This window comes from Streptomyces sp. TOM-9 (assembly GCF_056858595.1).
In genome coordinates, this window is sequence record NZ_JBXEQB010000001.1 from 5,236,487 (window position 1) to 5,263,030 (window position 26,544).

The window sequence follows — 26,544 nt, forward strand, 5'->3', positions numbered from 1 at the left end:
ATGGAAAAACCCGCGAGCATATGCGCGCATTGTGCCGACGTGGCGTGCCCACGCCATATCGTGCGCAGTCGTCTGCACGAGCCTCTTGTGCGCTGGCACTACAACCGCCGGAAGCGTGACGGGGAGTCCGTGATTCTGACGGGTCATCACAATTCCAATGAAGTGGTGACGCTGGACAAGCGACTCGCCTGGCTGGCCCAAGTAACGCTGGACGAGGCCGCACGGATCAAGCTGCGGGTGCCGCTCGCGACGCCCAAGGTCGTCATGCGCACGTGGCCGGACGAGGCCGAGGTCCTGGCGGCGCTGAACGAGGCCGTCGCAGGGCAGCAACTCCGGCCGAACTTCGGTATCCCGCAGTGCCTCGTCACCTTCGGGCGCGCATCCCTGCACCGATTCGTGGACGGGAAGGCGCTGTCCCAAGAGGCGCCCTCCGGCGCTCCAATCGGCGAGAAGCGACTGCGGGACATCGCGGAGGTCTTCGCCTACGCGGCGACGGTAACGCGCGAGCAGTTGCCAAAGCTGCCGGCGCGATGGCCGGGCGACAAGGACAGCGAGGGGTTCCTGGACCTCCTGGTCGAGTACGCGGAGCGTGTGCACCAGGACCACCGTCCCGTGTATGGCAGCCTCTTCGATGCCCTCGGTGTGCCGGTGGAGGCGCTGGAGCGTTTCCGGCAAAGGGTACGGCAGCGGATCGGAGCGCTCTACCCGCGGCCCTACTCGTTGCTGCACACGGATCTCCACCGCGACAACATCGTGCTGCTCAAGAACGGCAGCCTCTTCATCCTCGACTGGGAGCTCGCCACGTTTGGCGACCCTCTCCATGATCTTGCGACTCATCTGGTCCGGATGGAGTACACCGACCGCGAACGCGAGCGGATGAAACGGGAGTGGGAGAGGACCCTCAACCTGCGGGGCCACTCGGCGATGACCGCCGGAATGGCGACGGACCTGCAGGCTTACGTCGACTTCGAGTACGCCCAGTCTGTCTACGCCGACGTGGTCCGGGCCGCCATCAGGCTCGGCACCGCTCCGGGGAGTCCCCTTCTCGGGCCCTCCGTCAGCCTGGTCGTGAGGGCACTGCAGCGGGCCCAGGTGCCTTTCGGGCTCGCATCCGTCCCTGGGGAGCAAGAGGTCGAGACTGCGCTGAACGAGTGGCATGCCCGGCGTTACCCCGAGCGGCGCCGGAGGTGGGGTTTCGTGGAGAGGCGGGCCCGCAGCCAGGCCCATGCCTTCTAGCGCGACGGCCCCGGAGGCCGTCGACGACGGGGGTCGGCCCTACTGGGACGCGCGAGTTGCGTGCTCTTCGACTTCGATGGTCCCCTCGCGGACCTTTTTGCCCGCCACCCAGCTGCCCGCATCGCTGAGGCTCTTCGGGTCCGAGCAGTGGACCTGGGTCTGCCGCCGGAGGAGCTGAGCGGCGTCAGCGACCCTCTGCGCGTCCTGCAGATCGCCGCGGAACACGATGCGTCTGGTCGTGTCACGTCGGAACTGGAGGAGCGCCTGGCCCAGGAGGAGGTCCTGGCTGCGGCGACCGCTCTGCCGACACCGTATGCCGTCCGTCTGGTGCGTTCCCTTGTCGAGAGCGGCCGGAAGGTCGCCATCACGACCAATAATTCCGCTGCGGCGGCGACCGCCTATCTGCACCGACGCGGGCTGTCGCGGTACTTCGGCGCTCATGTTTACGGGCGGGCGACCGACCTCGGCCTCTTGAAGCCGGATCCCCACTGCCTGATGCGTGCGATGGCCTGCACGGGAGAACCGCCCGAGGGCTGCTTGATGATCGGAGATTCCCCCAGCGACCTCCTGGCCGCTGCGAGCGCGGGTGTGGCGTTCCTCGGCTTCGCCCGTGACGAACGTAAGGCGCTGAGTCTTCGCCAGGCCGGAGCAGGGCATGTCGTGACGTCCTTGGAACACTGGTAGCGGTCGCAGTGCCCGTGTTGCCCGTGTAGGTAACGGATCAACTCAGCTGGTAAGTGGACGGGTTGTACGCTTGAGGATATGTCGGGCGATCGCACTGTCGGCGGGGTCAGACGCGAGTATGAGCGCGTGGCCGATGCGTTGCGTCATGAAATCGAGAGCGGCGACATCGCGGTGGGGCAGCGACTGCCCACACATGCTGAGCTGGTGGAGCGCCTTAATGTCTCCCGTGCCACTGTCTAGAAGGCGATCAAGACGCTGGAGGGCAAGGGTTGCGTGGATTCGGTCCAGGGCAGGGGTGTCCTCGCCCGCGACTGGCGGGAGATCGCCATTGCGGCCCACGGCAACGGATTTGCCACGGCGACCGTCGAGGCCGGCAGTGTCGAGCTGGACGACGCCATTGCCGAGGCGTTCGAGGCGGAGCACGTCATGATCGACGCCTACTGCCTGACGGCGGAGTCGCTCAGTGCGGCCATCGTGCAGCAAGTCAAACGAATCATCCGCGGGGAAATCAAGCCGTCCTTGATCCACTGCGCTTGCTGCTGCCGCGCACCGACGTACGACTGGCTTTTCCGCAGAACGTCGAGGACTTGGACGACGAGCGGCCCATGCAGCCACTCAGCAGCCTGTCCGCGGCCCACATCTGGGCCTTGAAGAACCTGGAGAACCTGGTCGGTTAGGGCGCGGTACCCGAGGTAAAGGTCGAGGTGCGACTGATTCCGGTCACACCTCTGCACAAGTTCTACCTGATCAACGGGGATTTGGCCCTCGACGGCATGTACGTTGTCACCGACAACGTCATCAACGTCGACGATGCGACCATCAAGATCCATGACGTCCTGGGCGTCGGGGCCAAGCTCTATCCACAGCCGAGGGAACGCGTGGAGCTCTCTCAGGAGTGTTCGACTCCCTGTGGGCGAGGCTCGCCAAGCCCGTCTGACGGTCACCGCCGATCAGAGCGCGGGCCTCACATCACCAGGGACATCCAGTGCCCCGGCACCTCCAGCGGCTCGAATCCCACCTTCGCGTACACCCCGTGGGCGTCGTGCGTCGCGAGGAGCACGCGCCGCACGCCCAGGTCCTCCAGGTGGTCGCGGGCAGCGGTCGCCAGGGCGGTCGCGAGGCCGTGGCCGCGGGCGGCGGGGGTGACGTAGACGTCGCAGAGCCAGGCGAAGGTGGCGTGGTCGGTGACGACGCGGGCGCAGGCGACCTGGGTGCCGGTCGCCTTGTCGTACGCGCCGAAGTTGAGGGAGGCGGCGATCGCGGCGTCCTGGACGGCGCGGGGGCGGCCGAGGGCCCAGTAGGCGTCGGTGGAGAGCCAGTGGTGGACCAGGGCGGCGTCTATGCGGGCGGGGTCGGCGGAGATCTCGTACCGGTCGTCTCTCATGGGGCCTGAGGGTAGGGGATGTGGCTCCGTGCAGTACTGCTTACCGGTGCGATGAAGGACTATTAACTGGACCTTGAGGGTGCCGTGGGCCCACGCTCGAGGGCATGGGTATTCACGTACCGCTCATCACGCCCTTCGACGAGGCCGGCCGCGTGGACGCCGGCGCGCTGGGGCGGCTGGCGCACGAGGTGGCCGACGGGGGTGTCGCCGGGCTGGTGGCGCTGGGGACGACCGCCGAGGCGGCGATGCTGGACGAGGCCGAGAAGGCGGTCGTCCGGGAGACCGTGGGGCGGGTGTGCCGCGAGCGGGGGCTGCGGTACACCGTGGGCGCCGGGGGGACGGACACGCGCAGGGCCGCGGCGGAACTCGCGGAGCTTGACGCGGACGCCGCGCTGGTGTCCGTGCCGTCGTACGTGAGGCCCTCGCAGGAGGGGGTCGTCGCGCACTTCGAGGCCCTGGCGCGGGCGTCGGCGGTGCCGCTGGTCGTCTACAACATCCCCTACCGCACCGGGCTCGCCCTCAGCGCGGACACGATTCGCGCGATCGCGGCGATCGACGGGGTCGCGGGCTTCAAGCACGCCGTCGGCGGCATCGACCAGGACACCGTGCTGCTGGTGGGGGAGGTGCCGCTGTACGCCGGGGACGACGTGTTCGCGCCGGCGCTGCTCGCCCTGGGCGCGCGGGGGGCGATCGCGGCGTCCGCGCACCTGGCCACCGAGCGGTGGGTGGAGCAGGCCCGTTTCCACGACGCGGAGCGCGGGCATGCGCTCGCGAGGCTCGCCGCCGCCTGCTTCGCCGAGCCGAACCCCACGGTGATCAAGGCGGTGCTGCACGCCCAGGGACGCATCCCGACCCCCGACGTGCGGCTGCCGCTGCTGCCCGCCGGGCGACCGTCGCTCGAGACGGCACTCCGGGCACTCGCCGCATCGGGGGATACTCGGGACCGTACGTACGCACTGATCGGAGAGACCGGATGAGGATCGGAATCGTCGGAGCCACCGGCCAGGTCGGCGGTGTCATGCGCAAGGTGCTGGCCGAGCGCGACTTCCCGGTGGAGCGGCTGCGGCTGTTCGCGTCGGCCCGTTCGGCGGGACGTGCCGTGCCGTGGAAGGACGGCGAGGTCACGGTCGAGGACGCGGCCACCGCGGACTACTCGGGTCTCGACATCGTGCTGTTCTCCGCGGGCGGCGCCACCTCCAAGGCGCTGGCCCCGAAGGTCGCCGCCGCGGGCGCGGTCGTGATCGACAACTCCTCCGCCTGGCGGATGGACCCCGAGGTCCCGCTGGTCGTCGCCGAGGTCAACCCGCAGGCGATCGCCGACCGGCCCAAGGGCATCATCGCCAACCCGAACTGCACCACCATGGCCGCCATGCCCGTGCTGCGCCCGCTGCACGAGGAGGCGGGGCTGACCGCGCTGGTCGCCACCACCTACCAGGCGGTCTCCGGCTCCGGTCTGGCCGGTGTCGCCGAGCTCGACGGCCAGGTGCGCAAGGTCGCCGACCGGGCGACCGAGCTGACCTTCGACGGTGAGGCCGTGGAGTTCCCCGAGCCCGCGGTCTACCAGCGGCCCATCGCGTTCAACGTCGTCCCGCTGGCCGGCAAGATCGTCGACGACGGCCGCTTCGAGACCGACGAGGAGCAGAAGCTCCGCAACGAGTCCCGCAAGATCCTCGGCATCCCGGAGCTGAAGGTGTCCGGCACCTGCGTCCGCGTGCCCGTGTTCTCCGGGCACTCGCTGCAGGTCAACGCACGTTTCGAGCGTCCGGTCAGCGTGGCGCGCGCGTACGAGCTGCTGGGCGCGGCCCCGGGCGTGGAGCTGTCGGAGATCCCCACCCCGCAGCAGGCCGCGGGCAAGGACCCCTCCTACGTCGGCCGGATCCGGGTGGACGAGACCGTCGAGCACGGGCTCGCGCTCTTCCTCTCCAACGACAACCTGCGCAAGGGCGCCGCGCTCAACGCCGTCCAGATCGCGGAGCTGGTCGCCGCCGAGCTGCGCGGCTGACCCCGTTCGCCCCCCGGATGCCCCGGCGCCGACCGTGCGCCGGGGCATCCGCCGTCCCGCTTGACCCTCACACCGTGTGAGGCGCTGGACTCGGAGACGTCATGTTCGGAATCGGAGACTTCGCCAGGCACGGCCGCGTGTCGGTCCGCATGCTGCGTCACTACGACGCCGTCGGGCTGCTGCGCCCCGACCGTGTCGACCCCGCCACCGGCTACCGCAGCTACGCCGCCGGGCAGCTCGCCCGGCTCAACCGCATCATCGCCCTCAAGGACCTCGGCTTCACGCTCGAACAGGTGCGGTCGATCCTCGACGAGGAGGTGAGCACGGAGCAGCTGCGCGGCATGCTGCGGCTGCGCCGCGCCGAGCTCGCGGCGGCGATGGCCGCGGACGCGGCGCGGCTGGCGGGCGTCGAGGCGAGGCTCCGGACGATCGAGAGCGAGGGACGGATGTCCACCGACGACGTGGTGATCAAGAGGGTGCCCGCGGTGCGGCTCGCGGAGCTGACGGCGACCGCGGCAGGGTTCGAGCCGGCGCAGATCGGGCCCGTCATCCAGCCGCTGTACGACGAGTTGTGCCGGCGGCTGGACGCGGCGGGCGTGCGGCCGGTCGGGCCGGGGATCGCGTACTACGAGGACGCCCCGGAGGGGGAGGGCGCGATCCTCGTCCACGCCGGGCTGCAGGTCGCGGCCGATCCCGACGGCGGGTACGACTTCGCGGTCGTCGACCTGCCGGAGCTGGAGAGCGCGGCGACGATCGTGCACCGCGGCTCCATGGACGACGTCCTGCGCAGCGCCCAGGCCCTGGCGCGGGGGATCGACGCCCAGGGCCACCGGTCCCTCGGCTACCCCCGGGAGCTGTACCTGGAGTGCGAGGGGCATCCCGACACCTGGGTGACGGAGCTGCAGGAACCGGTGGCCACCGGGGTGTGACCGGTCAGCCCATGGGCTTGCCCTGCTGAGCCGCCTCGGCGACCAGCTCGAAGGCCGTCCGGCCGTCCAGGGACTCGCGGATGACGTCCGCGTGCCCGGCGTGCCGGGCGGTCTCCTCGATCAGGTGGAGCAGGATCCAGCGGGCGCTGACCTTCATGCCCGGCGGGTTCCAGGGCGCGTCCGGCAGCGGCACCACGACGTCCAGGTCGGGCAGCGCCAGGACGGCCTCCTCGGTCTCCCGGCCGATCCGCGCGTACTCCTCCAGCCAGCCGGCGAGGGTCTCGCCCTCCAGCAGCCGGAAGCCGTCGAGGTAGTCCGCCTGGGTGCCCTTCTTGTCCTCGTGGCCCAGCAGCAGGCCCTGCACCCAGGACTCCTCGGTCCTGGCGACGTGCTTGACCAGCCCGGCGAGGTTCATCTCGCTGACGCTCGGCCGCGAGGAGGCCTGCTCGTCGGTGAGCCCGAGCACCGCGCGGCGCATCCCGCCGCGCTGCGCCTCCAGGTACGCCAGCAGCGCGTCCCGCTCACCCGTCTCGTTCCGTACCACCGTCGGCATCGCGCGCTCCCTTTGGCCGTGGGCCTCGGTCGTGGGCGCCGGTGTTCCCGGCGTCCTTCGATGTCTTCGACGTTACGCACCGATGCGGTCAGTTCCGGTCCGCGATGGGCCGCGAGGAGAAGGCTCCTTCGGAGAGGACCGGGACGACGGAGGCGGCGTCGAACTCGGTGGCGATCGCGACGTCCTCGGGGAAACCGCCGCTGCTGAGCTCGCGCCCGGAGGCGCAGGCCGCGACGGTGCCGGCGGGGTCGGGCGCCCCGGTGAAGGCGGCCGCCGCGGCGCGCGCCTCGGGGGAGAGCGTCACGGCGGGGGCGTGTCCCCGCAGCGCGGTGACGACCGCACCGGCGCCGAGCAGGTCCTCCAGCGCGGGCCGCAGGGTCCCGTCGGGCCAGCGCTCGCCCGCGGCGATCACCGCGACGGGGCGGTCCCGGACGCCGTAGCCGTGCCGGGCGAGCCACGCGCCGACGGCGGTCGCGTTGCGCAGGCAGGCGGCGACGACGGTCGCCGCCTCCCCGGCCGCCGCGGCGATCGTCGATCCGTTGGGCGAGGGCAGCACCAGCCGCGGGGTGTACGGCGCACGGCGCAGGGCGGCGGGGGACAGCGACCACGGCGAGCGTTCGCTGACCTCCCGCCGCCCCACGGCCAGCCGCGCCCCGACCCGCCGCGCGTACGCGGCCGCCGTCGCGTCGCGCCAGGCGTACGGGTGCACCGCGGTGCCCGCCTCGACGGCCACCGTCACCGCGGTGGTGAAGGACAGGACGTCGACGACGACCAGGCACGCCACGTGCGCCCCGATCCGCCGGGCGCCTTCCGGTCCCCACTCGAACCGCACCCCGTGGCGTGTCTGCAGAAACCATTCCTCGCTCATGGGCGAGGACTATGCCGCCGCGGACCTCTCCTGTACATCGGCGACCGCGCAACTGACGTTGTCCGGACCGCCGGCGGCGTTGGCCAGCCCGACCAGCGTGCGCACCGTCTCCCCGGGCCCGGCGCCGGAGGCGAGCACCCGGCGCAGCTCGTCGTCCGGGACGACGGTGGACAGGCCGTCCGTGCACAGCAGGTAGCGGTCGCCGGGACGCGGGTCGTGCAGCCGCAGGTCGGGCAGGCGCCCGGCGGGACGGGTGCCGGAACCCAACGCCCGTACGAGCAGCGACCGCTGGGGGTGCGAGGCGGCTTCGGCCTCGGTCAGCCGGCCCTCGTCCACCATCGACTGCACCATCGTGTGGTCGTGCGTGATCCGGAACAGCTCGCCGTCGCGCAGCAGGTACGCCCGCGAGTCCCCGATGTGGACGAGGGCCAGCCGCTCCCCGGACCACAGCAGCGCGGTGAGCGTGGTGCCCGAGTCCGCGAAGCCGCGTACGGTCTCGTCGGCCCGGTCCAGGGCGTCCTGCAGCAGGTCCAGCAGACCGCCGGGGGCGGCAGCGGCGTCGAGCTCCCTCAGCGCGTCGACGGCGGCGGCGCCCGCCGGCGCCCCCTCTCCTCCGAAACCGTCGGCCACCGCCAGCAGCCGGGCGCCGGCGTAGGCGGTGTCCTGGTTGCCGGGCCGGACCAGGCCGGCGTCGGACAGGGCGGCGTAGCGCAGTTCCAGGGAGCGGTTCGCGTCGTTGGTGCCGTTCGCGTCGTTCACAACGGAGTCCTTCCGGGACAGGTGATCGACGAGGAAGGCGGCCAGGTCCCGCCGCGCGCCGTGCGCGGCCTCGGCCTGCGCCCAGTACGCCCGGATCTCCCGCGCGGCAGTGGGCGCGTCCAGCGCGCACACCTCACGTATGCGGGCCAGCGGCATCCCCAGGCGCCGCAGCCAGGCCACGAGCCGGGCGCGCTCCAGCTGGGCGGGCGCGTAGTGGCGGTAGCCGGTCAGCGGATCGACCCGCGCGGGCGTGAGCAGCCCCAGCTCGTCGTACAGTCGCAGCGCCTTCGGCGACAGCCGGGACGCCTTCGCGAACGCCCCGATCGTCAGCGAGTCCATGGCGGGCTCCCTCCCTCGGGCCGGGCACGCCGCCCGGCCGCTTCGATGCTGTGGCCTGCCCCAGGGTCAAGGTCAACCGGCCACCCGGCCCCGGTTCACAGGACGATCGGCCGGTAGGCGAGCGCGGCGTCGACGATCCGTTCGGGCGGGGCGTCCTCGAGGCCGGCCGGGGGGTGGAAGAGCAGGTCGCAGGCCCGGGGGTGCGGGGTGTTGCAGTCGAAGAGCCGCAGGTAGTAGTCGGTGTCCTCGCCGGCCGGATCGGCATCGACACGGCGGACGATCTCGACGAGTTCCTCACGCGTGATGTCCGCCACCCGCGGCCGGGCGGGCCGGGCGGCCTCCCGGGCGAACTCCTCCAGGCCGCGCGACGCGTCGTAGCAGACGAAGTCGGACAGCAGGTACTCGTGGCCCGTGCGCTCGTTGAACGCGGCCACGGCCACGGCCACGGCCACGGCCACGGCCACGGCCACGGCCTCGTCCGCCGGTTCGCCGGACCCGGCCAGGTCCGTGATGCGTTCGATCTCACGGGCGACCTCCGCCAGTCGTTCCGGGCTGACGGGCGGCGGGAGCAGTTCGGCGCGCAGGTCCACGGCGGCATTGTGCGCGCCGGGGCCGACAGCGTGCCGGGGCGGCGCCGTGGGTTCGCCGCTGGGGCGGCCGGCTGGGCCGTGCGGGGGATGTCACATCCCCTTAACGAGACTTTTGCAAGCACCTTGCTTGCAAAAGTTAGCACCGCGCGCCATCCTCGGAGGCATGGCTTCACTGAACGTCGGCACCCTCGGCGAGTACCTGCGGGAGCAGCGCCGCAACGCGCAGCTGTCCCTGCGTCAGCTCGCCGACGCCGCGGGGGTGTCCAACCCCTACCTCAGCCAGATCGAGCGCGGGCTGCGCAAGCCCAGTGCAGAGATCCTGCAGCAGCTCGCCAGGGCGCTGCGCATCTCCGCCGAGACCCTGTACGTGCAGGCGGGGATCCTCGACGAGCGGGACCAGGGCGAGGGGATGGAGGTGCGGACCGCCATCCTGGCCGACACGGCGATCAACGAGAAGCAGAAGCAAGTCCTCCTGCAGATCTACGAGTCGTTCCGCAAGGAGAACGCCGCAGTGGAGGAAGCTCTTGACGAGCAGCCCGCCGCGCCGCGCGAGCACGTGGCGAAGAAGGCGGCGAAGAAGGCTGTCGCCGTGCTGAAGCCGAACGCGTCCGGACCGGCCGGACCGGGCAGCGGCGACGACGCCGCGGCCGCCGGGTGACCGGCTGCGCCCGGTCGCGCGGAACGGGCGACTGAACAGACGTACACGCCACCATCCTCAAACGGGAGAAACCCTCATGGCGATCACCGAAGACATCGTCAAGACCCTCAAGGACCCGACCCCGCTGTACGCGCTGGCCGGGACCGCGGACCTCGCGGCCGAGAAGCTCAAGGAGGTCCCGCCGCTGATCGAGAAGATCCGCGCCGAGGCCCCCGAGCGGATCGAGAAGATCCGCGGCACCGACCCCAAGGCCGTGCAGGAGAAGGTGACCGCGCAGGCCAAGGACGCCCAGACCAAGGCGCAGGCCAAGGTCAACGAGCTCCTGGGCACCATCGACGGCGACCTGCGCAAGCTGCGTGACTCCGCGCAGGACTTCGCGCTGCAGCAGGTGGGCCGTGCCGCCGAGTACGCGGTCCGCGCCAAGGAGGCCTACGACGGCCTGGCCGAGCGCGGCAAGGACGCGGTCGCGACCTGGCGCGGCGAGGCCGCCGACCAGGTCGAGGACATCGCGGTCGCGATCGAGCCCGAGCCCGTCCCGGCCGCGCGTCAGGCGCCGGTCGCGGACATCAAGCCCGCCCCGGCTCCTTCTCCGGCCCCCGCCCCCGCCCCGGTGCAGGACGGCCAGGCGAAGAAGGCCCCGGTCAAGAAGGCCCCCGCGGCCAAGAAGCCCGCGACGCCGGGCAAGCCCGCTTCCTGAGAGGCCGGAACATCACGGGCCGGGCACGCGTGGCGTGCCCGGCTCGTTGTGCCGGTACGGTGGGAGCCGATGACGGAGGTGGACGGCAATGCTGGTGCAGGGCTTCTACAACTTGCTGGGCTGGATCTCCATCGCCCTGCTGGTCTTCGCGCTGTTCGCGCTGGTCGACGCGGCCATCCGGCGTGAGGACGCCTACCGGGCGGCGGACAAGAAGACCAAGGCCTTCTGGCTGATCATCCTCGCCGTGGCGGCGGCGCTGATCGCGATCCTGCCGATCATGTCGTTCCTGCCGGTCATCGGCCTGATCGCGGTGATCGTCTACACGGTGGACGTGCGTCCCGCCCTCAAGCAGGTGTCCGGTCCGCGGCGGCGCGGCGGCGGCAGCAGCAGCGACGGCCCGTACGGCCCCTTCAACCGCTGAGGCGGAGTTCCCCCCGGCCGGCGGACCGGCCGGGCCCACGGATCAGGCGCCCGACTCCAGGAGCATGAGGGCGACGTCGTCCGTCAGCTCCCCGCCGTTGAGCTCCCGTACCTCCGTCATGGCCGCGTCCAGCAGCTCCTCGCCGGCGAGTCCGGCGGACAGCTGCCGCCCGACCAGCTCGACCATGCCGTCCTGGCCCAGCCGCTGCGCGCCCAGGCCGATCCGGCCCTCGATGAGCCCGTCGGTGTAGAGCATCAGGCTCCACGCCTCGCCCAGCTCGAAGCGCGCGCCCTCCCAGCAGTCCCTCTGGGGCAGCAGCCCGAGCGCCGGGCCGCCGTGCTCGTACGGCAGCAGCTGCGGTGCCATCCCGGACAGCGACACCAGCGGCGCCGGGTGACCGGCCAGCCAGAGGTCGGCGGCGCGGCCGTCCGGGCTGATGTCGACCTGGCAGAGGGTCGCGAAGATCTCGTCGTCGGACCGCTCGTGCTCCAGGACCTCCTGCAGGGTGCCCAGCAGGGCGGCCCCGCACAGTCCGGCCAGGGTCAGCGCGCGCCAGGCGATGCGCAGCTCGACGCCGAGGGCGGCCTCGTCCGGGCCGTGGCCGCAGACGTCGCCGATCATCGCGTGCACGGTGCCGTCCGGGGTGCGGACGGTGTCGTAGAAGTCGCCGCCGAGCAGGGCCCGGCTGCGGCCGGGCCGGTAGCGGGCGGCGAAGCGCAGGTCGGCGTCGTGGAGCAGCGGCGTGGGGAGCAGCCCGCGTTCCAGCCGCGAGTTCTCCTGGGCGAGCAGCCGGGTCTCGGTCAGCTGGCGCTGTGCGACGTCGGCGCGCTTGCGCTCCACGGCGTAGCGGATGGCCCGGGTCAGGTGGGACGGGTCCAGGTCGGCCGGGGTCAGATGGTCCTGGGCGCCGACGCGGACGGCCTCGGCGGCGCGCTCGGCGTCGGTGTCCGTGCCGGCGGTCAGCACCAGCACGGCGGTGCGCGGGGCGAGGCGCAGCAGCTGCCGCAGGCTGTCCAGCCCGTCGGAGACGCCCTCGGCGGCGGGGGCGGACAGCTCCAGCAGGATGCAGTTGACGTCGTCCCTGAGCAGCCGCTCGGCCTCGGTCAGGTTGCGGGCGCGGCGGATGCGGACCCGTGTGCCGGAGACGTCCAGCAGGTCCGGGACGGTGAAGGCGCCGACCGGGTCCTCACCGATGACGAGCAGGGTCAGGGCAGGGGAGGTCCGGCCGTCGGCCAGGGTGGTTTCCTGGCGCGGCCCCGGCACGGCGGCGTACTGGTCGGTGCGCCGCTCGGTCGCGGACATCGGCGACATCGGACAATTCCTTCCCTCCCCCCGAGGGCAACGTCCCGGAGCGGTCGGATCGGTCGGATCGGTTGCTCAGCTCCGAGAACACTGAAGGGCGACCATAGCGGTAGCGCCCGGCGGCGGGGGAGGCCCTGTTGGTAAACCGCCCGTGTCATATGCGGTTCTGAGCTGCGGATTTCGGCCGCGGAGGGACGAAGCGGGCATGACCAACGTCACGTTTGCTCGGAGACGGGGTGGTACGGGTCACGCGGCCGGGGTCACAGGACGCAGGTCACAGCGCGGCGGCAGCCCACGCGGCCGCCCGGCACGGCCGCGTGCGGTCATCCGGGGCGCACGACGCCGAGGACGGGCATCGACCCGGCCCCCGCCATCGTGATCCGCCGCCCGGGGCGCGGCGCGTGGACGATGGCGCCGTCGCCCACGTAGATGCCGACGTGGCCGGCGTCGTCGAAGTAGACGACCAGGTCGCCCGGGCGCATCGCCGCCACGGGGACGTGCGGCAGGAGCCGCCACTGCTCCTGCGAGGTGCGCGGGATGCCGACCCCCGCGGCGCGCCAGGCGGCCCGGGTCAGCGCGGAGCAGTCGTACGCGGCCGGGCCGTCCGCCCCCCATTCGTAGGGCTTGCCGATCTGCGCCGCGGCGAAGGCGACCGCCGCGGCGCCCTGCCGTGTGGCGCCGGCGGCGTTGCGGCGCAGGTGGGTGGCGGCGTCGGTGCGCAGCCAGGCGACCTGGGAGCGGTAGGCGGCCTCGTCCTCCAGCCGTTCCAGCTGTGCCCGCTCCCGGGCCTCCAGGCCGGCGAGCAGGCGTTTCGCCCGGGTCAGACGTGCGGTGACCTCCCGCTCGGCGTCGGCCGCCTCCTTCTGGTCGGCCACGAGGCGCTCCCAGGCGACGGTGGCGGAGCGGCCGTAGGCGCCCAGCTCCGCCGTGGTGGTGCGCAGCTGCTCGATCGTGGTGCCGGCGGCCTGGGCGCCCCGGTCGGCGAGGGTGAGCCCGTCCAGGAAGGCGTCCGGGTCGTCGCTGAGCAGCAGGTCGAGCCCGGGGCCGATGCCGCCGCCGCGGTACTGGGCGCGGGCGAGCGCGCCCGCCTCGGCGGTCAGCGTGCGCAGCCGGATCTGCTCCCGGTCGATGACGCGGGCGAGCGCGACGATCTCCTTCTGCTGGGCGAGGACCCGTTCATGTGCGGCGTTGTAGGTGTCCGTGGCGCGTTCGGCCTGCCGGTAGAGGGTGCCGACCTCGGCCCGTACGTCCTGGAGCGTACGGGCCGGGCGGGGCGGATCGGCGTGCGCGACCGGCACGGGGGCGGCGAGGAGCAGCAGCGCGGCACAGGCCAGGCAGGCCGTACGCCTCATGCGGGCACCTCCGCAACGTATCTGACGGTTCGTCACATGGCTGTGGATGGTGCCACGGAAGACGCCAATCGGCCAGAGCCGTGGGCCGGTGCATCGCCCTCCGGCGCCATGTCGGCCCGGCCCGCGAGGTGTTCGGTGGCCGTGGACGACTGCCGACGACTGCCGGCGGCTGCCGTCGGCGGGCGGGATCGGCCCGGTGCGGCGGGGGGCCTGCGTCGTCGGGTACGGATCCGAGACGGGTCCCGCGCATCGTCCGGGCGGCGTGGCGACCGCGGTCGCGGGGATCAGTCCGCTGCCGGGGCCAGGGCCTCCCAGCGGACGGTCACCTCGCCCTGGCGCCAGCGGGACGGGGTGTCGGTGACGGGCCAGCCGCCCGGGCCCGCCAGGCTGCGCACCGTGCGGATCCAGCGCTGCCGTGCGCCCAGGGAGGCGAAGGGCGCGGCGGCGGCCCACGCGCGGTCGAAGTCGGTGAGGAACGCGTGCACGGGCTCGCCCGGCACATTGCGGTGGATCAGCGCCTTGGGCAGCCGCTCCGCCAGTTCGGAGGGACGCTCCAGCGAGCCGAGCCGGGTGGCGAAGGTCACCGTGCGCGGGCCCTCGGGGCCGAGCGCCACCCACACGTGGCGGCGGCCGATCTCGTCGCAGGTGCCCTCCACCAGCAGCCCGTCCGGCGCGAGCCGGGACCGCAGGCGGGTCCACACCTCGGCGACGCGCTCCTCGTCGTACTGGCGCAGCACGTTCGCCGCCCGGATCAGGGCCGGTCTGCGGCCGTCCGGGAGGGGCACCTCGAATCCGCCGTGCGCGAAGGAGAGCCCCTCACGGGCGTACGGCCGGGCGGCGGCCACCCGGGCCGGGTCGATCTCGATGCCGACGACCTCGGCGTCGGGGCGCGCGGTGCGCAGCCTTCCCAGCAGCTCCAGGGCCGTCCAGGGAGCGGCGCCGTAGCCCAGGTCCACGGCGAGCGGATCGTCGCTGCGGCGCAACGCGGGTCCGTGCTGCGCCGCGATCCAGCGGTCCATGCGGCGCAGCCGGTTGGGGTTGGTCGTCCCCCGGGTCACCTCTCCGACCGGCCGTGTCGCGCGCATGCGCCGAGCCTATGCGAGCCCGCGGGCGCCGGATCCGGGCCGTGTCGACGGTCACGCTTTGGCAAAGCGGAAATGGATCTAGGCCTTCCGCTGGTTGTCACCGTTCAGGGGTGGCCTCCGCTCGGCCGCCCGCCGGAGAAGTGGAGGAGGCGACGTGAGCCAGTACGTGGCGAAGGTCCTGGCCGGTGGTGCCCATCGCCGGTTGCGCCGCCATGGCGTCGGTGGACGCCGTCCGCGGCGCGTGGCCATGCTCAGCGTGCACACCTCGCCCCTCCACCAGCCCGGCACCGGGGACGCGGGCGGTATGAACGTCTACATCGTCGAGCTGGCCAAGCGGCTCGCGGAGGGCCCCGGCGTGGAGGTCGAGATCTTCACCCGCGCCACCACGGCGGCCCTGCCGCCCACGGTCGAGCTGGCCCCCGGGGTCCTGGTGCGGCACGTGGACGCCGGCCCGTACGAAGGCCTGGCCAAGGAGGACCTTCCCGCGCAGCTGTGCGCCTTCACTCACGGCGTGATGCACGCCGAGGCCAGCCACCGGCAGGGCCACTACGACCTGGTGCACTCGCACTACTGGCTCTCCGGCCACGTCGGCTGGCTCGCCGCCGAGCGCTGGGGCGTCCCGCTCGTCCACGCCATGCACACCATGGCCAAGGTCAAGAACGCGGCGCTCGCCGAGGGCGACACCCCCGAGCCCGCGGCCCGGGTCATCGGCGAGACGCAGATCGTCAACGCCGCCGACCGGCTGATCGCCAACACCGCCGAGGAGTCGGACGAACTGATCCGGCACTACGAGGCCGACCCCGGCAAGGTCGCCGTCGTCCACCCCGGGGTGAACCTGGACCGCTTCCGGCCGGACGCCCACGGCGGCCGCGCCGGGGCCCGCGCGCGCCTCGGCCTGCCGCAGGACGCGGTGATCCCGCTCTTCGCCGGCCGGATACAGCCCCTCAAGGCGCCGGACATCCTGCTGCGCGCCGCGGCGATCCTGCTGGCGGAGGACCCGTCGCTGCGCGACCGCCTCGTCGTCCCCGTCGTCGGCGGGCCGAGCGGCAGCGGCCTGGCCAAGCCCGAGCGCCTGCAGAAGCTCGCCGCCCGGCTCGGCATCTCCGACCTCGTGCGCTTCCAGCCGCCGGTCGCCCAGGACCGGCTCGCGGACTGGTACCGGGCCGCGTCGGTGCTGGTCATGCCCTCGTACAGCGAGTCGTTCGGGCTGGTCGCCATCGAGGCGCAGGCCTGCGGCACGCCGGTGGTGGCGGCCTCGGTCGGCGGGCTGCCGGTGGCCGTGAAGGACGGCGAGACCGGCTTCCTCGTCGCGGGCCACGACCCGGCCGACTACGCACGCGCCCTGCGCCGCTTTGTCGAGCACCCGGAGCTGGTGCCCGCCATGGGCGGGGCCGCCGCCCGGCACGCGGGGTGCTTCGGCTGGGACGCGGCGGCCACCAGGACCGCCGAGGTGTACGCGGGTGCGATGGCCGAGCGGCGGCGTCGCCTACGATCGCCGCATGGGTGAGCGGGAGCAGACGGCGGCGCGCGGGGCGGTCGAGCGGGCACTGGAGGACGCGGAACTCGGCTGGGAGACCGGCGCCGGGGGCGAGTACGTCGTCAAGCTCCCCGGCACGCGCAAGCTGTCCACCACCGTCGCCCTGGCCGTGGGACGGCACACCCTGACGGTCAACGCCTTCGTCGTTCGCCGCCCCGACGAGAACCACGAGGCGTTCTACCGCTGGCTCCTGGAGCGCAACACCCGGCTGTACGGCGTGGCCTACGCCATCGACGCGCTCGGCGACGTCTACCTCTCCGGCCGGCTGCCGCTGGTCGCGGTGACGCCCGAGGAGGTCGACCGGCTGCTGGGCGCCGTCCTCGAGAACGCGGACGGCAGCTTCAACACGCTGCTGGAACTGGGCTTCGCCGACGCGATCCGCAAGGAGCACGCATGGCGGACCGCGCGCGGCGAGTCCACGCGCAACCTCGACGCGTTCGCACATCTGATCGGCAAGGCCGGCAAGCGTGCCGAGTAGCGTCCCCGCCGCCTGAGCGTCACCAGGGTCTTCGACGACGGCTCCTGCGTCGGCGACGCGCCGGCGGGACCGCTGTACGGGGCGCGCTGCGCGAGGTGCAGCGCGCCCTGCGCCTCCTGCGCTAGCAGTCCGCCGTCGGCTCCGGCTCCGGTATCCGCACCGGGGCCGGCGGCACCGCCTCCACCGGCTCGGCCTGCGCCCCGCGCTCCCGCAGCAGCAGCCAGTAGCCGGCGCCGGCGACCGTGCCGACCACGGCGCAGGCGCCCCACACCACGCCGCCGCCCCACCGGTCCAGCGCCACGCCGCCCAGCAGGGGCCCGGCGAAGGACGCCGCGGGCCAGGCGAGCGAGTACATGCCCTGGTAGCGCCCCCGGGCGTGGGCCGGCGCCAGGTCGGCGACCAGCGACATCGAGGCCGGCGCGTGCAGGATCTCGCCGACCGTCCACACCGCCACCGTCAGCGCGTAGAAGGGGACCGAACCGGCGAAGGCGGTGAGCCCGAAGCCCCAGCCCATCAGCAGCGTGCCGGCGGTGAGCAGCGCAGCCACGCTCCGCCGCTCGACGAGCCGGGTGAGCGGGATCTGCAGGAGCACGATCAGCAGGCCGTTGAGCCCGATGATCAGGCCGTACTGGCTCGCGGAGAAGCCCTGGCGGCCCATGTCGACCGAGAGGGTCGTCGAACCCTGCTGGGTGACCGTGCCCAGCAGGAACGTCAGCGCGACGAACCACATGAAGCGCTGGTCGCGCAGGACCACCCCGAGGCCGACCCGCGACTCCCCGCCCCCGCCCGCTCCGGCCGCCCCGGAGGACCGCCCCGGGGTCGCGGGCTCCCGGCCCGGCATGGACTCCGGCACCTTGGCGTAGATCACCAGCGCGCAGAGCACCGTCATGAACGCGTCGCCGAGGAAGAGCCAGAGGTAGCCCTGCGAGGCGATGAGGCCGGCCGCCGCCGAGGAGACGGCGAAGCCGATGTTGATCGCCCAGTAGTTGAGCGAGAACGCCCGCACCCGGTCCGTGGCGGGCACCACGTCCGCCATCATCGCCTGCACCGCGGGCCGCGAGGCGCTGCTCGCCACGCCGATCACGGTGGCCACCCCGGCGATCTCCGCCTGCCCGTCCACGAAGGCCAGCGTCGCCGTGCCGGCCGCGGCCGCGACCTGCGCCAGCAGCATCGTCGAGCGCCGCCCCAGCCGGTCGGTCAGCACCCCGCCGACGACCGCGCCGACGGCGCCGCCGAGGCCGTACAGGGACGCGACGAGACCGGCGTAGGTGGCGGAGTAGCCCCGGTCGAGGGTGAGGTAGAGCGCGAGGAAGGTGACGACGAAGCCGCCGAGCCGGTTGACCAGTGTGCTGGTCCACAGCCACCAGAAGGTCCGGGGGAGTCCCGAGACGGTCTCCCGTACGGCACGTCTGACATCGGGCACGGCAGGCTGCTCCTCGCGGCGTCGGGGCGTCGTAGGCGTAATGGGCCAGGACGGCCAGCGCAGCTTACATCGGCCCTCCGGAGGGCACCAAGGGGTTTTCTCTTAGACTCCTTGCCATGGCTGAAGCTCCGTACAAGCTGATCCTCCTCCGCCACGGCGAGAGCGAGTGGAACGCTAAGAACCTCTTCACTGGCTGGGTTGACGTCAACCTGAACGAAAAGGGCGAGAAGGAGGCGGTCCGGGGCGGCGAGCTGCTGAAGGACGCCGGACTCCTCCCCGACGTCGTCCACACCTCCCTCCAGAAGCGCGCGATCCGCACCGCGCAGCTGGCCCTCGAGGCCGCCGACCGGCACTGGATCCCCGTCCACCGCAGCTGGCGCCTCAACGAGCGCCACTACGGCGCCCTCCAGGGCAAGGACAAGGCGCAGACCCTCGCCGAGTTCGGCGAGGAGCAGTTCATGCTCTGGCGCCGTTCCTACGAGACCCCGCCGCCGCCGATCGAGGACGGCAGCGAGTTCTCCCAGAGCGACGACCCGCGCTACGCCTCCATCCCGCCGGAGCTGCGCCCGCGCACCGAGTGCCTGAAGGACGTCGTCGACCGCATGCTGCCGTACTGGTACGACGGCATCGTCCCCGACCTCCTCACCGGCCGCACCGTCCTGGTCGCCGCCCACGGCAACAGCCTGCGCGCCCTCGTCAAGCACCTCGACGGCATCTCCGACGCCGACATCGCGGGCCTGAACATCCCCACCGGCATCCCGCTCGCCTACGAGCTCGACGCCGACTTCCGCCCCGTCACCCCGGGCGGCCGCTACCTCGACCCCGAGGCGGCCGCGGCGGCGATCGAGGCCGTGAAGAACCAGGGCAAGAAGAAGTAGCCCTTACCGATCAAGCCCCCTGCCTGCGGTTTCTCCGCGGGGAGGGGGCTTGTTGTCGTTCTGGGGCCGTCTCTGGGCCGTCTAGCGCTAGCTGTGCCAGCGCCGGAAACTCACCCGGGTGGAGACTAGGAGAGCAGCCAGGATGACAGGGAGCGTCGGGGCTCCAACCCATATGCCCAGCGCGCCACCGCCAGCGCCGATGACGCCGAACGGCAGCTCGCGGGGGGCGATGTAGATAGCCAGGCCGAGACGTGGGACCATGGACTTCTCCGTAGGTGTGTATTCCACTTGATGGTTTCTGTGCGCGCAGATGGAGGCCGAAGGCCGCCCCTAGCCCGGGCGGCCTTCATCTGCTCTGCCTGAGGACATTACACGGAGGTGGCGCCTCGCGTGAAATTCTTGGATGAATGCAGGGACGTCTTCGCGCGACTCCCAGTTGGTGGCTCCTTCGTCGAGCCGGCCGCCCGAGGGAAGGGAACCGGTAAACGTCAACCGGTAACGCTGAGGCTGCAGTTCAAGGGGAAGGCTCGCTGTTCGGCAGGAGCACCGGTAGGGCTGGACCGCAAGTTTGCGGGCTAAATGTAAACCGCCGGTTTACGACCTAAAAGGCAACCGCAGGTTTACGCGATAAATGTCAACTTCGGGTTTACGGGTCAGGGGTAAACTCCGGTTTACGCGCTAAAGGTAAATTGCGGGTTGGGTATAAGGCGTGCGACCGGGTTAGCCAGCGGCGGTCCTCAGCGCGCGGGGGACGGCACCAAGGCAACGATTGTGGCTGTCATCCCCGGTTGAAGGTTGCCGCGACTGCCCTGCGAGTGCGTTCCTGGCTTGATGGCATCAGATGCGCGTACACGCGGAGGGTTAGGCCTGGGTCCGCGTGCCCGAGGTACTCGGCCAGCGCCTTGACGTTCTCTCCTGCGTCCAGAAGCACCGAGGCGTAGAAGTGCCGGAGCGCGTGCATGCCGTTCTCGCGCGACTCGGCGTAGGGCTTGCCCCGCTCAGGCACCGGGATCACTCCGGCAGCGGCGAGCGCTGGTTTCCATGCTTCGTCGTTGAGCGAGGTGCGCCAGACGTGACCGCCGCGGGGCCCGGTGAAGATCAGGCGCTTGGTCACCGGAGGCCCGTCCGCCACCTTCCACGGCAACGTGATCTCGATCGGCGGGAACCGTGTCATGTGCGCTCGCAGCGTGTCGGCGACCGGGCCGGGGAGCGGCACGTCCCGGAGCTTGCCTCCCTTGGGTGGCGCGAACACGGCCTTGCTCCGGCTCAACTTGAGCTGCTGGACCACGTGGAGGGTGTCGGACTCGAAGTCAACCGCGTCCGCGGCGACCCCCAAGATCTCACCTTGCCGAAGCCCGCAGCCGCCCCCGAGGTCGATCATCGCTTGGTACCGATCGGGCATGGCCGCACGTACGGAGAAGACCCGTTCCGGCGTCCAGGGCACTACGCGCTTGGCATCGACGGTCGGCGGGCGGACCGAGCGAGCGGCGCAAGGATTGCGGGGGAGGTGCCCGTCATCCACGGCCGCACTCAAGGCAGCGCGCACGTTGGAGTAGATCGTCCGCGCGTACGAGCCGCGGACGCCGTTCTCCTGGAGCTGCCGAACCCAGTCCCGGATGTGCGCGGGCTGGAAGGAACCGAGCGGGCGCGCGCCGAGATACGGGAAGGCATGTAACCGGAGCTGCGACTCCATCGAGGCTTGAGTGTTCGGGTCGGCCCCCTGCGTGCTCACCCAGGGCTCGGCGTACTGCTGGAAAGTGATCCGGGCTGCTCTGGGGTCGATGTACTGCCCGCGTGCCATGTCGGCTTCGATGTGTGCGAGCCACTGATCAGCGAGCCGCTTCTGTCGGTCGGGGAAGCTCTTGGACTTCTCGGTGCCGTCCGGGCCGACGTAGCGGGCGCGGTAGCGCAGGCCGGAGCCGTGGCGGTCGGTCTTGACCTTGCGGGTCTTGCCGTCCGGGCCGGTCTCGGTCCGGTACCAGCGGTCTTGGATGTGTCCGGCCATCAGGCGGCCTCGTCTTCCAGGAGGCTGGCGACCCAGGCGCGGACGTCTTCGGGGTCGTAGCGCAGGTGCCGGCCAACCCGGAAGCCGCGGGGACCGATGCGCTTGCGTCGCCACTGGTAGACGGTCTCCAGCGGCACGCCCAGGAGGTCAGCCAGGTCGACGGGGGTGAGGAACCGTGCGGGGAGCGGTCGGGCCACGGTCACCACCCCTCTTCCGCGTCGGGCAGGTCGGCGAGTGCATCGCGGGCGGTTTCGCGGTTGGTGCGGATCTCGCGGGCGATGGTGGCGGCGAGCCACGATTCGCCGGGGGTGTGTCCGTGTCCGGCGTAGGTCCAGTGGGCGAGCACGAGCGTGGAGCCCTCCAAGGTGTCGTCGGGATCGGGGAGCCCGCGCTCACGGCGTTCCTGGCGGGCGCGGTAGTCGGCGCGGACCTGGCGCAGCGCGGTCAGGGTGGTGGAGTAGCGGCGGGATTTGGTGGAGAAGTGGCCGCGGAAGCCGAGCATGTGGGCCCAGGCGCGGAGCTTGCGGTCGGGGTAGTGGGGGTCGAGGTCGAAGCAGGCTTCGATCAGGCGCCGGGTGTGGGCGGGGAGGTCGAACAGGTCGAGGGCTTCGCGGTTGCCGACCCGGCGGTCGACGGTGCCGGTGGTCTCGGCTGCTTTGGTGGCGTACTTGGCCACGTAGGCGGCGACGGCCTGTTCGGTCAGCTCCTGGCCGTCATCGATGCCGATCGGGCGGACATCGACCTGCTGGCCCCAGCGCAGCTCCCGCGCGGGCAGGGTGCCGGCGGCCGGGACCGGAACCGAGACCCGAGCAGCAGCGGCATGGATTGCGGCATCCAGCAGCGCCACGCTCGCCCAGGACGGCGGGACGTCCTCCGGGCCGCCGGGGCCGTCGAGGCGGACGATGGCGTGGAAGTGGACGGCGCCGCGCTTTTGGTACTCGGCGACCTTCCCGAAGGAGACCCGGCACACCTCCCGCATGGCCGACTGGGAGAGTCCGGCGCGGGCGGCGATCTCCCGCCGCAGGTAGATGGTGAAGCGCCGCCACAGGTCGCCTGCGTGGTTGTTCCACAGCACCGTGCCCGAGTAGTCGTACCGGTCGGGATCGAGCGGGGTGCCGATATCGGGGTCGTGTTCGGTGTGGGCGGTGCCGCAGCGGCAGCGGCCGGTGTCGGGGCGGTTGTGGACCGGCCCGAACGACGGCGCGGTCAGCGTGGCGAACACCTTCGGGTGCGTGCGGACCGAGACCGGAACGTCCTTGCGCGCATCCCCGGTCAGGCCCGCGCGGATGAGGTGGAAGGTGTCCCCGGCGTAGGTCCAGGCGCAGGACGGGCAGCGCGACGCACGGCGGTTGCCGCAGGCCACCCGTAACAGGCCCCCCGGCTCACCCTCGGTGGAGTACGAGTAGAGGACCTGACCGGTGGCCGCGTCCCGGGTGACCGTGAGCCCTTGCAGGTGGATCGGATCGGCGCAGCCCCCAGTTCGCTGGACCTGCTCCCGCCACCGATCGAAGCCCGAATCATTGGCCAGCCGCAGGGCGTCGAGGAGCGTGCGGGGGTCGGTGCCGCAGGCGGCCGCAGCATCAACCACGACCGCCGGGGCAACAGGCGTCAAGGTCACGCGACCACCGCCATCGGAACCGTGGTCCACTCGGTGCCGGGTCGCACACCGGCCGTGTCACCGATACCGGCCTCGACCAGACGGCCGCCCTCGCACATGTGGCACCAGATCTGGAACCCGGTCGAGTCGTAGCCGGTGCCTTCGCACTCCGGGCAGTCCATCCAGGACCGGGCCTCGAAGTCGCGGCACACGCAGCGGCGTCCCGGCACCGGCGGTCGCCACAGACCACGCAGGAACGCGACGAACGGACCGTCACCACCGGAGCCGGGCGCGGAGTTAAGGCACTGACCTCCGCACGGGCAGGCATCACAGGCATGATGGAACTTCCCTTCGGGGAACCCGGAGGCGCGGTGACTTGCTGGCAGGCGGACACCGCGCCTTTCCCATGCCTCCGAAGGGAGTTCTCCGGAGAACTTGGAACCAGCATGAGGAAGTTCTCCGGAGAAGTCAACGGCGTTCGAGCTTGGTTCTCCGGAGAACATCCAGGACTATGGACGCATGCACCAGCTCCCCGCCCTACCGCCCGACGACGAGCGGCCCCTGTACGTGCAGATCGGGGCCGTTCTCCAACACGCCATCGAGTCGGGGGAGATGGTCGCCGGGGAACGCGTCCCGGGCGAGAACACGCTCATGGAGTACTACGGCGTGGCCAGAGAGACCGCCCGCAAGGCTCTTGAGGAACTGGCGAAGGCCGGGCTGATCACCAAGGTCCGCGGTTCCGGCACGTTCGTCCGCGAGGAACGCAGGCTCATTCGCAAGCCCCGCCGCTACCGCCGCCACAAGCAGTTGGGCGAGTTCGCCACCGACGCTTTGGCCGCCGGCCGGGACCCCAACGTGCAGGCGACCAGCGTCCAGGTCGCTGCCACACCGAAGGTCGCCGAGCGCCTGGCCGTCGAGCCGGGAGCTCCCGTGATGAGGACCGACTACCTGTTCCTCGCGGACGGCCAGCCCATCCAGTCGTCCATCTCCTACGAGCCACTCGACGTCACCGGCGGAACCGAGGTCGAGTACCCCGAAGAAGGACGCTTCGCGAACACCGGCGTCATCACCCGCTTGGACACGATCGGCGTCCACGTCACCCGCGTGTCCGAGGACGTCACGGTCAGGCCGCCCCGCGCCGCCGAAGTCGAGGCCCTGAACATCGAGCCCGGCGTCCACGTCTTCTGCATCCAGCGCACATTCAGCACCGACGAACGCCCAGTCGAGATCGCCGACATCATCATCCCCGGCGACCGCTACTCACTGAGCTACGAGTTCCGAGTCACCGACGAAGACCATCCGACAACCGACTGAGCTGCGCTGTTACGGATTTCCCTACCTCATCAAGGCACCCGGCGTCGCTCACGCTCCGCCGGGCGCGCGGCCGACGTCCGGCCGCGCCCACGCTCCAGTCTTCGCCCCGCTCGGCGCGCCGTCCGCCACCGCGCGCCCGCTGGATAGGCCGAGGGCATGAGGTGAGAACCGCGGTGGCTAGGGCGGCCGGCGTTCCGATGCTTTAGGCAGCCACCATGGGGCGAGCCTCGAAGATCGGGGCCCACATCGGGCCTTAGCGGGCAGGTCCACAGACCGCCCGAGTCGCCGCAAGCTTACGGGCCCCGATCTCTCGCCCCATGGCAGCTCCAGCCCAAAGCCTCTCCACACCGACCGCGAGGTACGGTGCCCGGGTGGACGAGGAACCGGTGATCATAAAGCTCACCCGCGATCAAGCGTTCGTGCTGTCGGACTGGCTGTACGAAGTGATGATGAAGTCCGACCAGCTAAGCGCGATCGTGCCAGACAAGGCGGTCTGGTCTGCTGTGTACGCGATCTCGGGCACCCTAGAAACCACGCTGCCAGAGATCTTCATGCCGGACTACGTTGGTCGCCTTGAGCAAGCCCGTCGGCGCCTCGTCACAGCTTCAGTCGAGGATGACGACGATCAAGAGGTACACGAGTCCGATTGAACGTGGGCCGTCTCCGGGCCGTCCGAGGTGACCTTCCAGAAGAACTGACCGTTGCGGCGAGGAGATGAACGACCATGGGTGACGTGACGCTGGCCGGAAAACGCTTTGCCGTGACTCGATTCACCAACATCATCGATGACTGCTGGACCATGGAGTACACGGAGCTGGGTGGCGATCTAGAGATTGCTGTGTCGCGCCCATTCGAAGCACCCGATGACCAACTAGAGGTCTGGGCGTCCACAGAACTGTCTCCCGCCCTCACGGAAGCTGCACTTGAGGACGCCCGATCCTGGCTCTCTGATTCCGACTGACTGCCGCCAGATCCGGCGGGAAGCTCAGCTCAATGCCCTCGCAGCTCAGCGTCCAGGATGCACGCGTCACCGCAAATCGGCGCTGTACAGCAGCGAAGTACAGCAACCTCCGCACCCACGACCAACCGTCACCACCCCAGACGACTGGCGGCGTTCCGGGTAGACCTCAGGACCGTCGCGCCCATAGTTCGCATCGAGGGATCGGGCGTGCCACAGCCGTGCCAGGTGAGGCGGTGCCGAACGGGGACCCACGGGGAACAGCGGTGACGGCGTCGCTTTGCTGCAGGTCAGCGCTCGCCCAGGTGAGGCAGATTCCGCAGCCTCACTCTTCCAAACTGGGGCTCCACCCAAAACCGGTCCATGACGGTCGCGCGGGTATCTGCGCCTGCGTTCACAGATAGCCTCAGCCTTGATTGGCACCGACGGTGTGAGGCAGAAGGGCGGGGGGCGTGTTGGGGCGGTCTGTTGCTTCTATGTCGTGGGGTGTGATTGCGCTCCTTTTCTTGGGCACCACGGGGTATGCGGTGTTGCTTGGCAGCCTGGAGCTGGGCTTGGTCGGGGAAACGGAGAAGATTCGGATCGCGGCCTGCCAAGAGAAGGACGGGGGCCGGGGCGGCCCCTATGTCGAGTGCACTGGAGATCTGGCACAGAAGACGCCCGCGGACGTGACCCAGGTGACCGTGCGTTTCGACAACAGGCCAGGCCAAACGGCGGACGTCGTCAAAGCGCCGTGGGGTTCATGGCTTCCGATCGAGGACGGCGCCCTGGCATGGGCCACGCGTCTGCTGTTCAGCGTCCTTCCACTAATCGCAGCAGGCGTGTGCTGCTGGCTGGCTGTACGAGCAGCAAGGAAGCCAGAGCGCGCAGGAGGGACGGCCGGGCCGTCTCTGGGCCGTCCGACGGTAGCCAACGACAACAGATGACGACAGGCGCCGACGCCTCCTCCCCTGCTCAGGGGTGGTGCTCCGAACACCGTCGCAGGTGCCATCCCCCGGACGGAAGTAGAGGAAGTCCAGAGGTTTCCGGTTACCCGAAGGCCCCTGGTCTGCATCGGAACCAGAACCAGAAGAACTTTGCGCATCATGGCGTATGGGAATCGATCTGGAGCTGCACGCATCGCGGCCGCCGCGTAACTGGCGCAAGTCCCGCGCAACACTCCTGCGGAGCTCTCACGGACATGGTGACGCGTTGGCCGATGCACTCGGCTCGCTCCAGCTCCTGGGAGTAACCGGGAGGCTCACTGCCGTCGATCCGTACGGGGATACGTTGATGAACGAGCAGGAGTCTGCCGCCGCCCTCCGCGAGTTCCACGATCTGCGGCAACGATGCGGTGATGAGCGTCAGCTCGCAGCGCTGGACGATCTCGCGACGATGCTGGAGCAATGCGCAGCCACGCCAGGCAGTTACCTGTGGTTCGCAGGCGACTGACGCTCGTGCCACAAACGTGCCAGATCCAGCGGGGAGCCAGGGGGAACCGCAGTGCACAGCGGGA

The 26,544-nt window shown here is 71.1% G+C and carries 30 protein-coding genes; 17 read left to right on the top strand and 13 right to left on the bottom strand.

From position 1 onward, the window contains the following. Window positions 1-165 precede the first annotated feature (165 nt). The 4 genes from AC1VWI_RS24390 (at window position 166) to AC1VWI_RS24405 (ending at window position 2,571) form a co-directional block, all read left to right on the top strand. Window positions 166-1,236, top strand: a complete 1,071-nt coding sequence (locus tag AC1VWI_RS24390) for a phosphotransferase (protein WP_499513147.1) — start codon at window positions 166-168, stop codon at window positions 1,234-1,236. A gap of 60 nt (window positions 1,237-1,296) precedes the next feature. Continuing rightward, on the top strand, window positions 1,297-1,920 hold the full coding sequence (locus AC1VWI_RS24395) for an HAD family hydrolase (protein WP_499513148.1): 624 nt from the start codon (window positions 1,297-1,299) through the stop codon (window positions 1,918-1,920). A 78-nt stretch (window positions 1,921-1,998) separates the two neighbouring features. After that, window positions 1,999-2,160: a GntR family transcriptional regulator gene (locus AC1VWI_RS24400; protein WP_499513149.1), complete on the top strand. Its 162-nt coding sequence runs from the start codon at window positions 1,999-2,001 to the stop codon at window positions 2,158-2,160. Window positions 2,161-2,193: 33 nt separating this feature from the next. After that, a complete protein-coding gene (locus tag AC1VWI_RS24405; RefSeq protein WP_499513150.1) occupies window positions 2,194-2,571 on the top strand; it encodes a hypothetical protein in 378 nt (125 codons plus the stop codon). A gap of 313 nt (window positions 2,572-2,884) precedes the next feature. Here the strand turns inward: AC1VWI_RS24405 and AC1VWI_RS24410 are convergent, their stop codons facing one another. Continuing rightward, entirely contained in the window at window positions 2,885-3,304 is a 420-nt protein-coding gene (locus AC1VWI_RS24410) for a GNAT family N-acetyltransferase (RefSeq protein WP_499513151.1), read from the bottom strand. 104 nt (window positions 3,305-3,408) lie between these two features. Between AC1VWI_RS24410 and AC1VWI_RS24415 the strand changes: the two genes are divergently transcribed. The 3 genes from AC1VWI_RS24415 to AC1VWI_RS24425 all read left to right on the top strand — a co-directional run bounded on the left by AC1VWI_RS24415 (window position 3,409) and on the right by AC1VWI_RS24425 (window position 6,235). Next, window positions 3,409-4,281: a dihydrodipicolinate synthase family protein gene (locus AC1VWI_RS24415; protein WP_499513152.1), complete on the top strand. Its 873-nt coding sequence runs from the start codon at window positions 3,409-3,411 to the stop codon at window positions 4,279-4,281. Next, the gene (locus AC1VWI_RS24420) at window positions 4,278-5,306 is read left to right on the top strand and encodes an aspartate-semialdehyde dehydrogenase (protein WP_499513153.1); all 1,029 of its coding nucleotides are present in this window, start codon (window positions 4,278-4,280) and stop codon (window positions 5,304-5,306) included. Before AC1VWI_RS24415 ends, AC1VWI_RS24420 begins: the two co-directional genes overlap by 4 nt. A 101-nt stretch (window positions 5,307-5,407) precedes the next feature. Next, on the top strand, window positions 5,408-6,235 hold the full coding sequence (locus tag AC1VWI_RS24425; RefSeq protein WP_499513154.1) for a MerR family transcriptional regulator: 828 nt from the start codon (window positions 5,408-5,410) through the stop codon (window positions 6,233-6,235). 4 nt (window positions 6,236-6,239) lie between these two features. On the opposite strand, the gene AC1VWI_RS24430 is transcribed toward AC1VWI_RS24425, so the two are convergent. The 4 genes from AC1VWI_RS24430 to AC1VWI_RS24445 form a co-directional block, all read right to left on the bottom strand. After that, window positions 6,240-6,788: a DinB family protein gene (locus AC1VWI_RS24430; RefSeq protein ID WP_499513155.1), complete on the bottom strand. Its 549-nt coding sequence runs from the start codon at window positions 6,786-6,788 to the stop codon at window positions 6,240-6,242. Between the two features lie 88 nt (window positions 6,789-6,876). Beyond that, entirely contained in the window at window positions 6,877-7,656 is a 780-nt protein-coding gene (locus tag AC1VWI_RS24435; RefSeq protein ID WP_499513156.1) for a 2-phosphosulfolactate phosphatase, read from the bottom strand. Window positions 7,657-7,665: 9 nt separating this feature from the next. Continuing rightward, on the bottom strand, window positions 7,666-8,754 hold the full coding sequence (locus tag AC1VWI_RS24440; RefSeq protein WP_499513157.1) for a MerR family transcriptional regulator: 1,089 nt from the start codon (window positions 8,752-8,754) through the stop codon (window positions 7,666-7,668). Window positions 8,755-8,849: 95 nt separating this feature from the next. Next, complete coding sequence (locus tag AC1VWI_RS24445; protein WP_499513158.1) at window positions 8,850-9,344, bottom strand: bacteriocin immunity protein; 495 nt, start codon at window positions 9,342-9,344, stop codon at window positions 8,850-8,852. 163 nt (window positions 9,345-9,507) lie between these two features. On the opposite strand from AC1VWI_RS24445, the gene AC1VWI_RS24450 reads away from it, so the two are divergent. The 3 genes from AC1VWI_RS24450 (at window position 9,508) to AC1VWI_RS24460 (ending at window position 11,120) form a co-directional block, all read left to right on the top strand. Then, window positions 9,508-10,002 (top strand): helix-turn-helix domain-containing protein, encoded by a 495-nt coding sequence (locus tag AC1VWI_RS24450; RefSeq protein WP_499513159.1) that lies wholly within the window; start codon window positions 9,508-9,510, stop codon window positions 10,000-10,002. Window positions 10,003-10,078: 76 nt separating this feature from the next. Beyond that, window positions 10,079-10,699: a hypothetical protein gene (locus tag AC1VWI_RS24455; protein WP_499513160.1), complete on the top strand. Its 621-nt coding sequence runs from the start codon at window positions 10,079-10,081 to the stop codon at window positions 10,697-10,699. A gap of 88 nt (window positions 10,700-10,787) precedes the next feature. Continuing rightward, window positions 10,788-11,120, top strand: coding sequence for a DUF2516 family protein (locus tag AC1VWI_RS24460; protein ID WP_499513161.1), 333 nt, complete (start codon window positions 10,788-10,790; stop codon window positions 11,118-11,120). Window positions 11,121-11,162: 42 nt separating this feature from the next. Here the strand turns inward: AC1VWI_RS24460 and AC1VWI_RS24465 are convergent, their stop codons facing one another. From AC1VWI_RS24465 to AC1VWI_RS24475, 3 genes are all read right to left on the bottom strand, one after another. Continuing rightward, window positions 11,163-12,431: a PP2C family protein-serine/threonine phosphatase gene (locus AC1VWI_RS24465; protein WP_499513162.1), complete on the bottom strand. Its 1,269-nt coding sequence runs from the start codon at window positions 12,429-12,431 to the stop codon at window positions 11,163-11,165. 314 nt (window positions 12,432-12,745) lie between these two features. Further along, window positions 12,746-13,774: a C40 family peptidase gene (locus AC1VWI_RS24470; protein WP_499513163.1), complete on the bottom strand. Its 1,029-nt coding sequence runs from the start codon at window positions 13,772-13,774 to the stop codon at window positions 12,746-12,748. Between the two features lie 284 nt (window positions 13,775-14,058). Beyond that, entirely contained in the window at window positions 14,059-14,859 is an 801-nt protein-coding gene (locus AC1VWI_RS24475) for a class I SAM-dependent methyltransferase (protein ID WP_499513164.1), read from the bottom strand. Between the two features lie 154 nt (window positions 14,860-15,013). On the opposite strand from AC1VWI_RS24475, the gene mshA reads away from it, so the two are divergent. Both mshA and AC1VWI_RS24485 read left to right on the top strand, forming a co-directional pair. Next, window positions 15,014-16,366, top strand: coding sequence for a D-inositol-3-phosphate glycosyltransferase (mshA, locus tag AC1VWI_RS24480; RefSeq protein ID WP_499513165.1), 1,353 nt, complete (start codon window positions 15,014-15,016; stop codon window positions 16,364-16,366). Further along, on the top strand, window positions 16,359-16,874 hold the full coding sequence (locus tag AC1VWI_RS24485) for a YbjN domain-containing protein (protein ID WP_499513166.1): 516 nt from the start codon (window positions 16,359-16,361) through the stop codon (window positions 16,872-16,874). Before mshA ends, AC1VWI_RS24485 begins: the two co-directional genes overlap by 8 nt. Before the next feature lie 121 nt (window positions 16,875-16,995). On the opposite strand, the gene AC1VWI_RS24490 is transcribed toward AC1VWI_RS24485, so the two are convergent. Next, window positions 16,996-18,297: an MDR family MFS transporter gene (locus AC1VWI_RS24490; RefSeq protein WP_499513167.1), complete on the bottom strand. Its 1,302-nt coding sequence runs from the start codon at window positions 18,295-18,297 to the stop codon at window positions 16,996-16,998. A 116-nt stretch (window positions 18,298-18,413) separates the two neighbouring features. Here AC1VWI_RS24490 and AC1VWI_RS24495 point away from each other — a divergent pair, with 116 nt between their 5' ends. Continuing rightward, entirely contained in the window at window positions 18,414-19,175 is a 762-nt protein-coding gene (locus AC1VWI_RS24495) for a phosphoglyceromutase (protein WP_499513168.1), read from the top strand. Between the two features lie 778 nt (window positions 19,176-19,953). Here the strand turns inward: AC1VWI_RS24495 and AC1VWI_RS24500 are convergent. Genes AC1VWI_RS24500 through AC1VWI_RS24515 form a run of 4 tightly spaced genes read right to left on the bottom strand, consistent with a single transcriptional unit; the run spans window position 19,954 to window position 22,989 of the window. Further along, on the bottom strand, window positions 19,954-21,180 hold the full coding sequence (locus tag AC1VWI_RS24500; protein WP_499513169.1) for a tyrosine-type recombinase/integrase: 1,227 nt from the start codon (window positions 21,178-21,180) through the stop codon (window positions 19,954-19,956). Continuing rightward, a complete protein-coding gene (locus AC1VWI_RS24505) occupies window positions 21,180-21,377 on the bottom strand; it encodes a helix-turn-helix domain-containing protein (protein WP_499513170.1) in 198 nt (65 codons plus the stop codon). Before AC1VWI_RS24505 ends, AC1VWI_RS24500 begins: the two co-directional genes overlap by 1 nt. Before the next feature lie 2 nt (window positions 21,378-21,379). Further along, a complete protein-coding gene (gene repSA, locus AC1VWI_RS24510; protein WP_499513171.1) occupies window positions 21,380-22,768 on the bottom strand; it encodes a replication initiator protein RepSA in 1,389 nt (462 codons plus the stop codon). Between the two features lie 26 nt (window positions 22,769-22,794). Beyond that, window positions 22,795-22,989 carry a hypothetical protein gene (locus AC1VWI_RS24515; RefSeq protein WP_499513172.1) on the bottom strand — a complete coding sequence of 65 codons (195 nt, stop codon included), beginning with the start codon at window positions 22,987-22,989 and terminating at the stop codon, window positions 22,795-22,797. Between the two features lie 307 nt (window positions 22,990-23,296). Between AC1VWI_RS24515 and AC1VWI_RS24520 the strand changes: the two genes are divergently transcribed. The 4 genes from AC1VWI_RS24520 (at window position 23,297) to AC1VWI_RS24535 (ending at window position 26,480) form a co-directional block, all read left to right on the top strand. Continuing rightward, complete coding sequence (locus AC1VWI_RS24520) at window positions 23,297-24,091, top strand: GntR family transcriptional regulator (protein WP_499513173.1); 795 nt, start codon at window positions 23,297-23,299, stop codon at window positions 24,089-24,091. A gap of 371 nt (window positions 24,092-24,462) precedes the next feature. Then, window positions 24,463-24,741 carry a hypothetical protein gene (locus AC1VWI_RS24525; RefSeq protein ID WP_499513174.1) on the top strand — a complete coding sequence of 93 codons (279 nt, stop codon included), beginning with the start codon at window positions 24,463-24,465 and terminating at the stop codon, window positions 24,739-24,741. A gap of 74 nt (window positions 24,742-24,815) precedes the next feature. Beyond that, window positions 24,816-25,052, top strand: coding sequence for a hypothetical protein (locus AC1VWI_RS24530; RefSeq protein WP_499513175.1), 237 nt, complete (start codon window positions 24,816-24,818; stop codon window positions 25,050-25,052). Window positions 25,053-26,321: 1,269 nt separating this feature from the next. Beyond that, window positions 26,322-26,480 (top strand): hypothetical protein, encoded by a 159-nt coding sequence (locus AC1VWI_RS24535; RefSeq protein ID WP_499513176.1) that lies wholly within the window; start codon window positions 26,322-26,324, stop codon window positions 26,478-26,480. The last annotated feature ends 64 nt before the right edge of the window (window positions 26,481-26,544 follow it).

Excerpts from the sequence above, each read along its gene's own strand:
- AC1VWI_RS24530 (WP_499513175.1), top strand. The coding sequence starts at position 24,816 with ATGGGTGACGTGACGCTGGCCGGAAAACGCTTTGCCGTGACTCGATTC.
- AC1VWI_RS24440 (WP_499513157.1), bottom strand. The coding sequence starts at position 8,754 with ATGGACTCGCTGACGATCGGGGCGTTCGCGAAGGCGTCCCGGCTGTCG.
- AC1VWI_RS24460 (WP_499513161.1), top strand. The coding sequence starts at position 10,788 with ATGCTGGTGCAGGGCTTCTACAACTTGCTGGGCTGGATCTCCATCGCC.
- AC1VWI_RS24455 (WP_499513160.1), top strand. The coding sequence starts at position 10,079 with ATGGCGATCACCGAAGACATCGTCAAGACCCTCAAGGACCCGACCCCG.
- AC1VWI_RS24485 (WP_499513166.1), top strand. The coding sequence starts at position 16,359 with ATGGGTGAGCGGGAGCAGACGGCGGCGCGCGGGGCGGTCGAGCGGGCA.
- AC1VWI_RS24415 (WP_499513152.1), top strand. The coding sequence starts at position 3,409 with ATGGGTATTCACGTACCGCTCATCACGCCCTTCGACGAGGCCGGCCGC.
- AC1VWI_RS24450 (WP_499513159.1), top strand. The coding sequence starts at position 9,508 with ATGGCTTCACTGAACGTCGGCACCCTCGGCGAGTACCTGCGGGAGCAG.
- AC1VWI_RS24400 (WP_499513149.1), top strand. The coding sequence starts at position 1,999 with ATGTCGGGCGATCGCACTGTCGGCGGGGTCAGACGCGAGTATGAGCGC.
- AC1VWI_RS24520 (WP_499513173.1), top strand. The coding sequence starts at position 23,297 with ATGCACCAGCTCCCCGCCCTACCGCCCGACGACGAGCGGCCCCTGTAC.
- AC1VWI_RS24420 (WP_499513153.1), top strand. The coding sequence starts at position 4,278 with ATGAGGATCGGAATCGTCGGAGCCACCGGCCAGGTCGGCGGTGTCATG.
- AC1VWI_RS24425 (WP_499513154.1), top strand. The coding sequence starts at position 5,408 with ATGTTCGGAATCGGAGACTTCGCCAGGCACGGCCGCGTGTCGGTCCGC.
- AC1VWI_RS24535 (WP_499513176.1), top strand. The coding sequence starts at position 26,322 with ATGAACGAGCAGGAGTCTGCCGCCGCCCTCCGCGAGTTCCACGATCTG.
- AC1VWI_RS24435 (WP_499513156.1), bottom strand. The coding sequence starts at position 7,656 with ATGAGCGAGGAATGGTTTCTGCAGACACGCCACGGGGTGCGGTTCGAG.
- AC1VWI_RS24500 (WP_499513169.1), bottom strand. The coding sequence starts at position 21,180 with ATGGCCGGACACATCCAAGACCGCTGGTACCGGACCGAGACCGGCCCG.
- AC1VWI_RS24475 (WP_499513164.1), bottom strand. The coding sequence starts at position 14,859 with ATGCGCGCGACACGGCCGGTCGGAGAGGTGACCCGGGGGACGACCAAC.
- AC1VWI_RS24430 (WP_499513155.1), bottom strand. The coding sequence starts at position 6,788 with ATGCCGACGGTGGTACGGAACGAGACGGGTGAGCGGGACGCGCTGCTG.
- AC1VWI_RS24465 (WP_499513162.1), bottom strand. The coding sequence starts at position 12,431 with ATGTCGCCGATGTCCGCGACCGAGCGGCGCACCGACCAGTACGCCGCC.
- AC1VWI_RS24470 (WP_499513163.1), bottom strand. The coding sequence starts at position 13,774 with ATGAGGCGTACGGCCTGCCTGGCCTGTGCCGCGCTGCTGCTCCTCGCC.
- AC1VWI_RS24410 (WP_499513151.1), bottom strand. The coding sequence starts at position 3,304 with ATGAGAGACGACCGGTACGAGATCTCCGCCGACCCCGCCCGCATAGAC.
- AC1VWI_RS24495 (WP_499513168.1), top strand. The coding sequence starts at position 18,414 with ATGGCTGAAGCTCCGTACAAGCTGATCCTCCTCCGCCACGGCGAGAGC.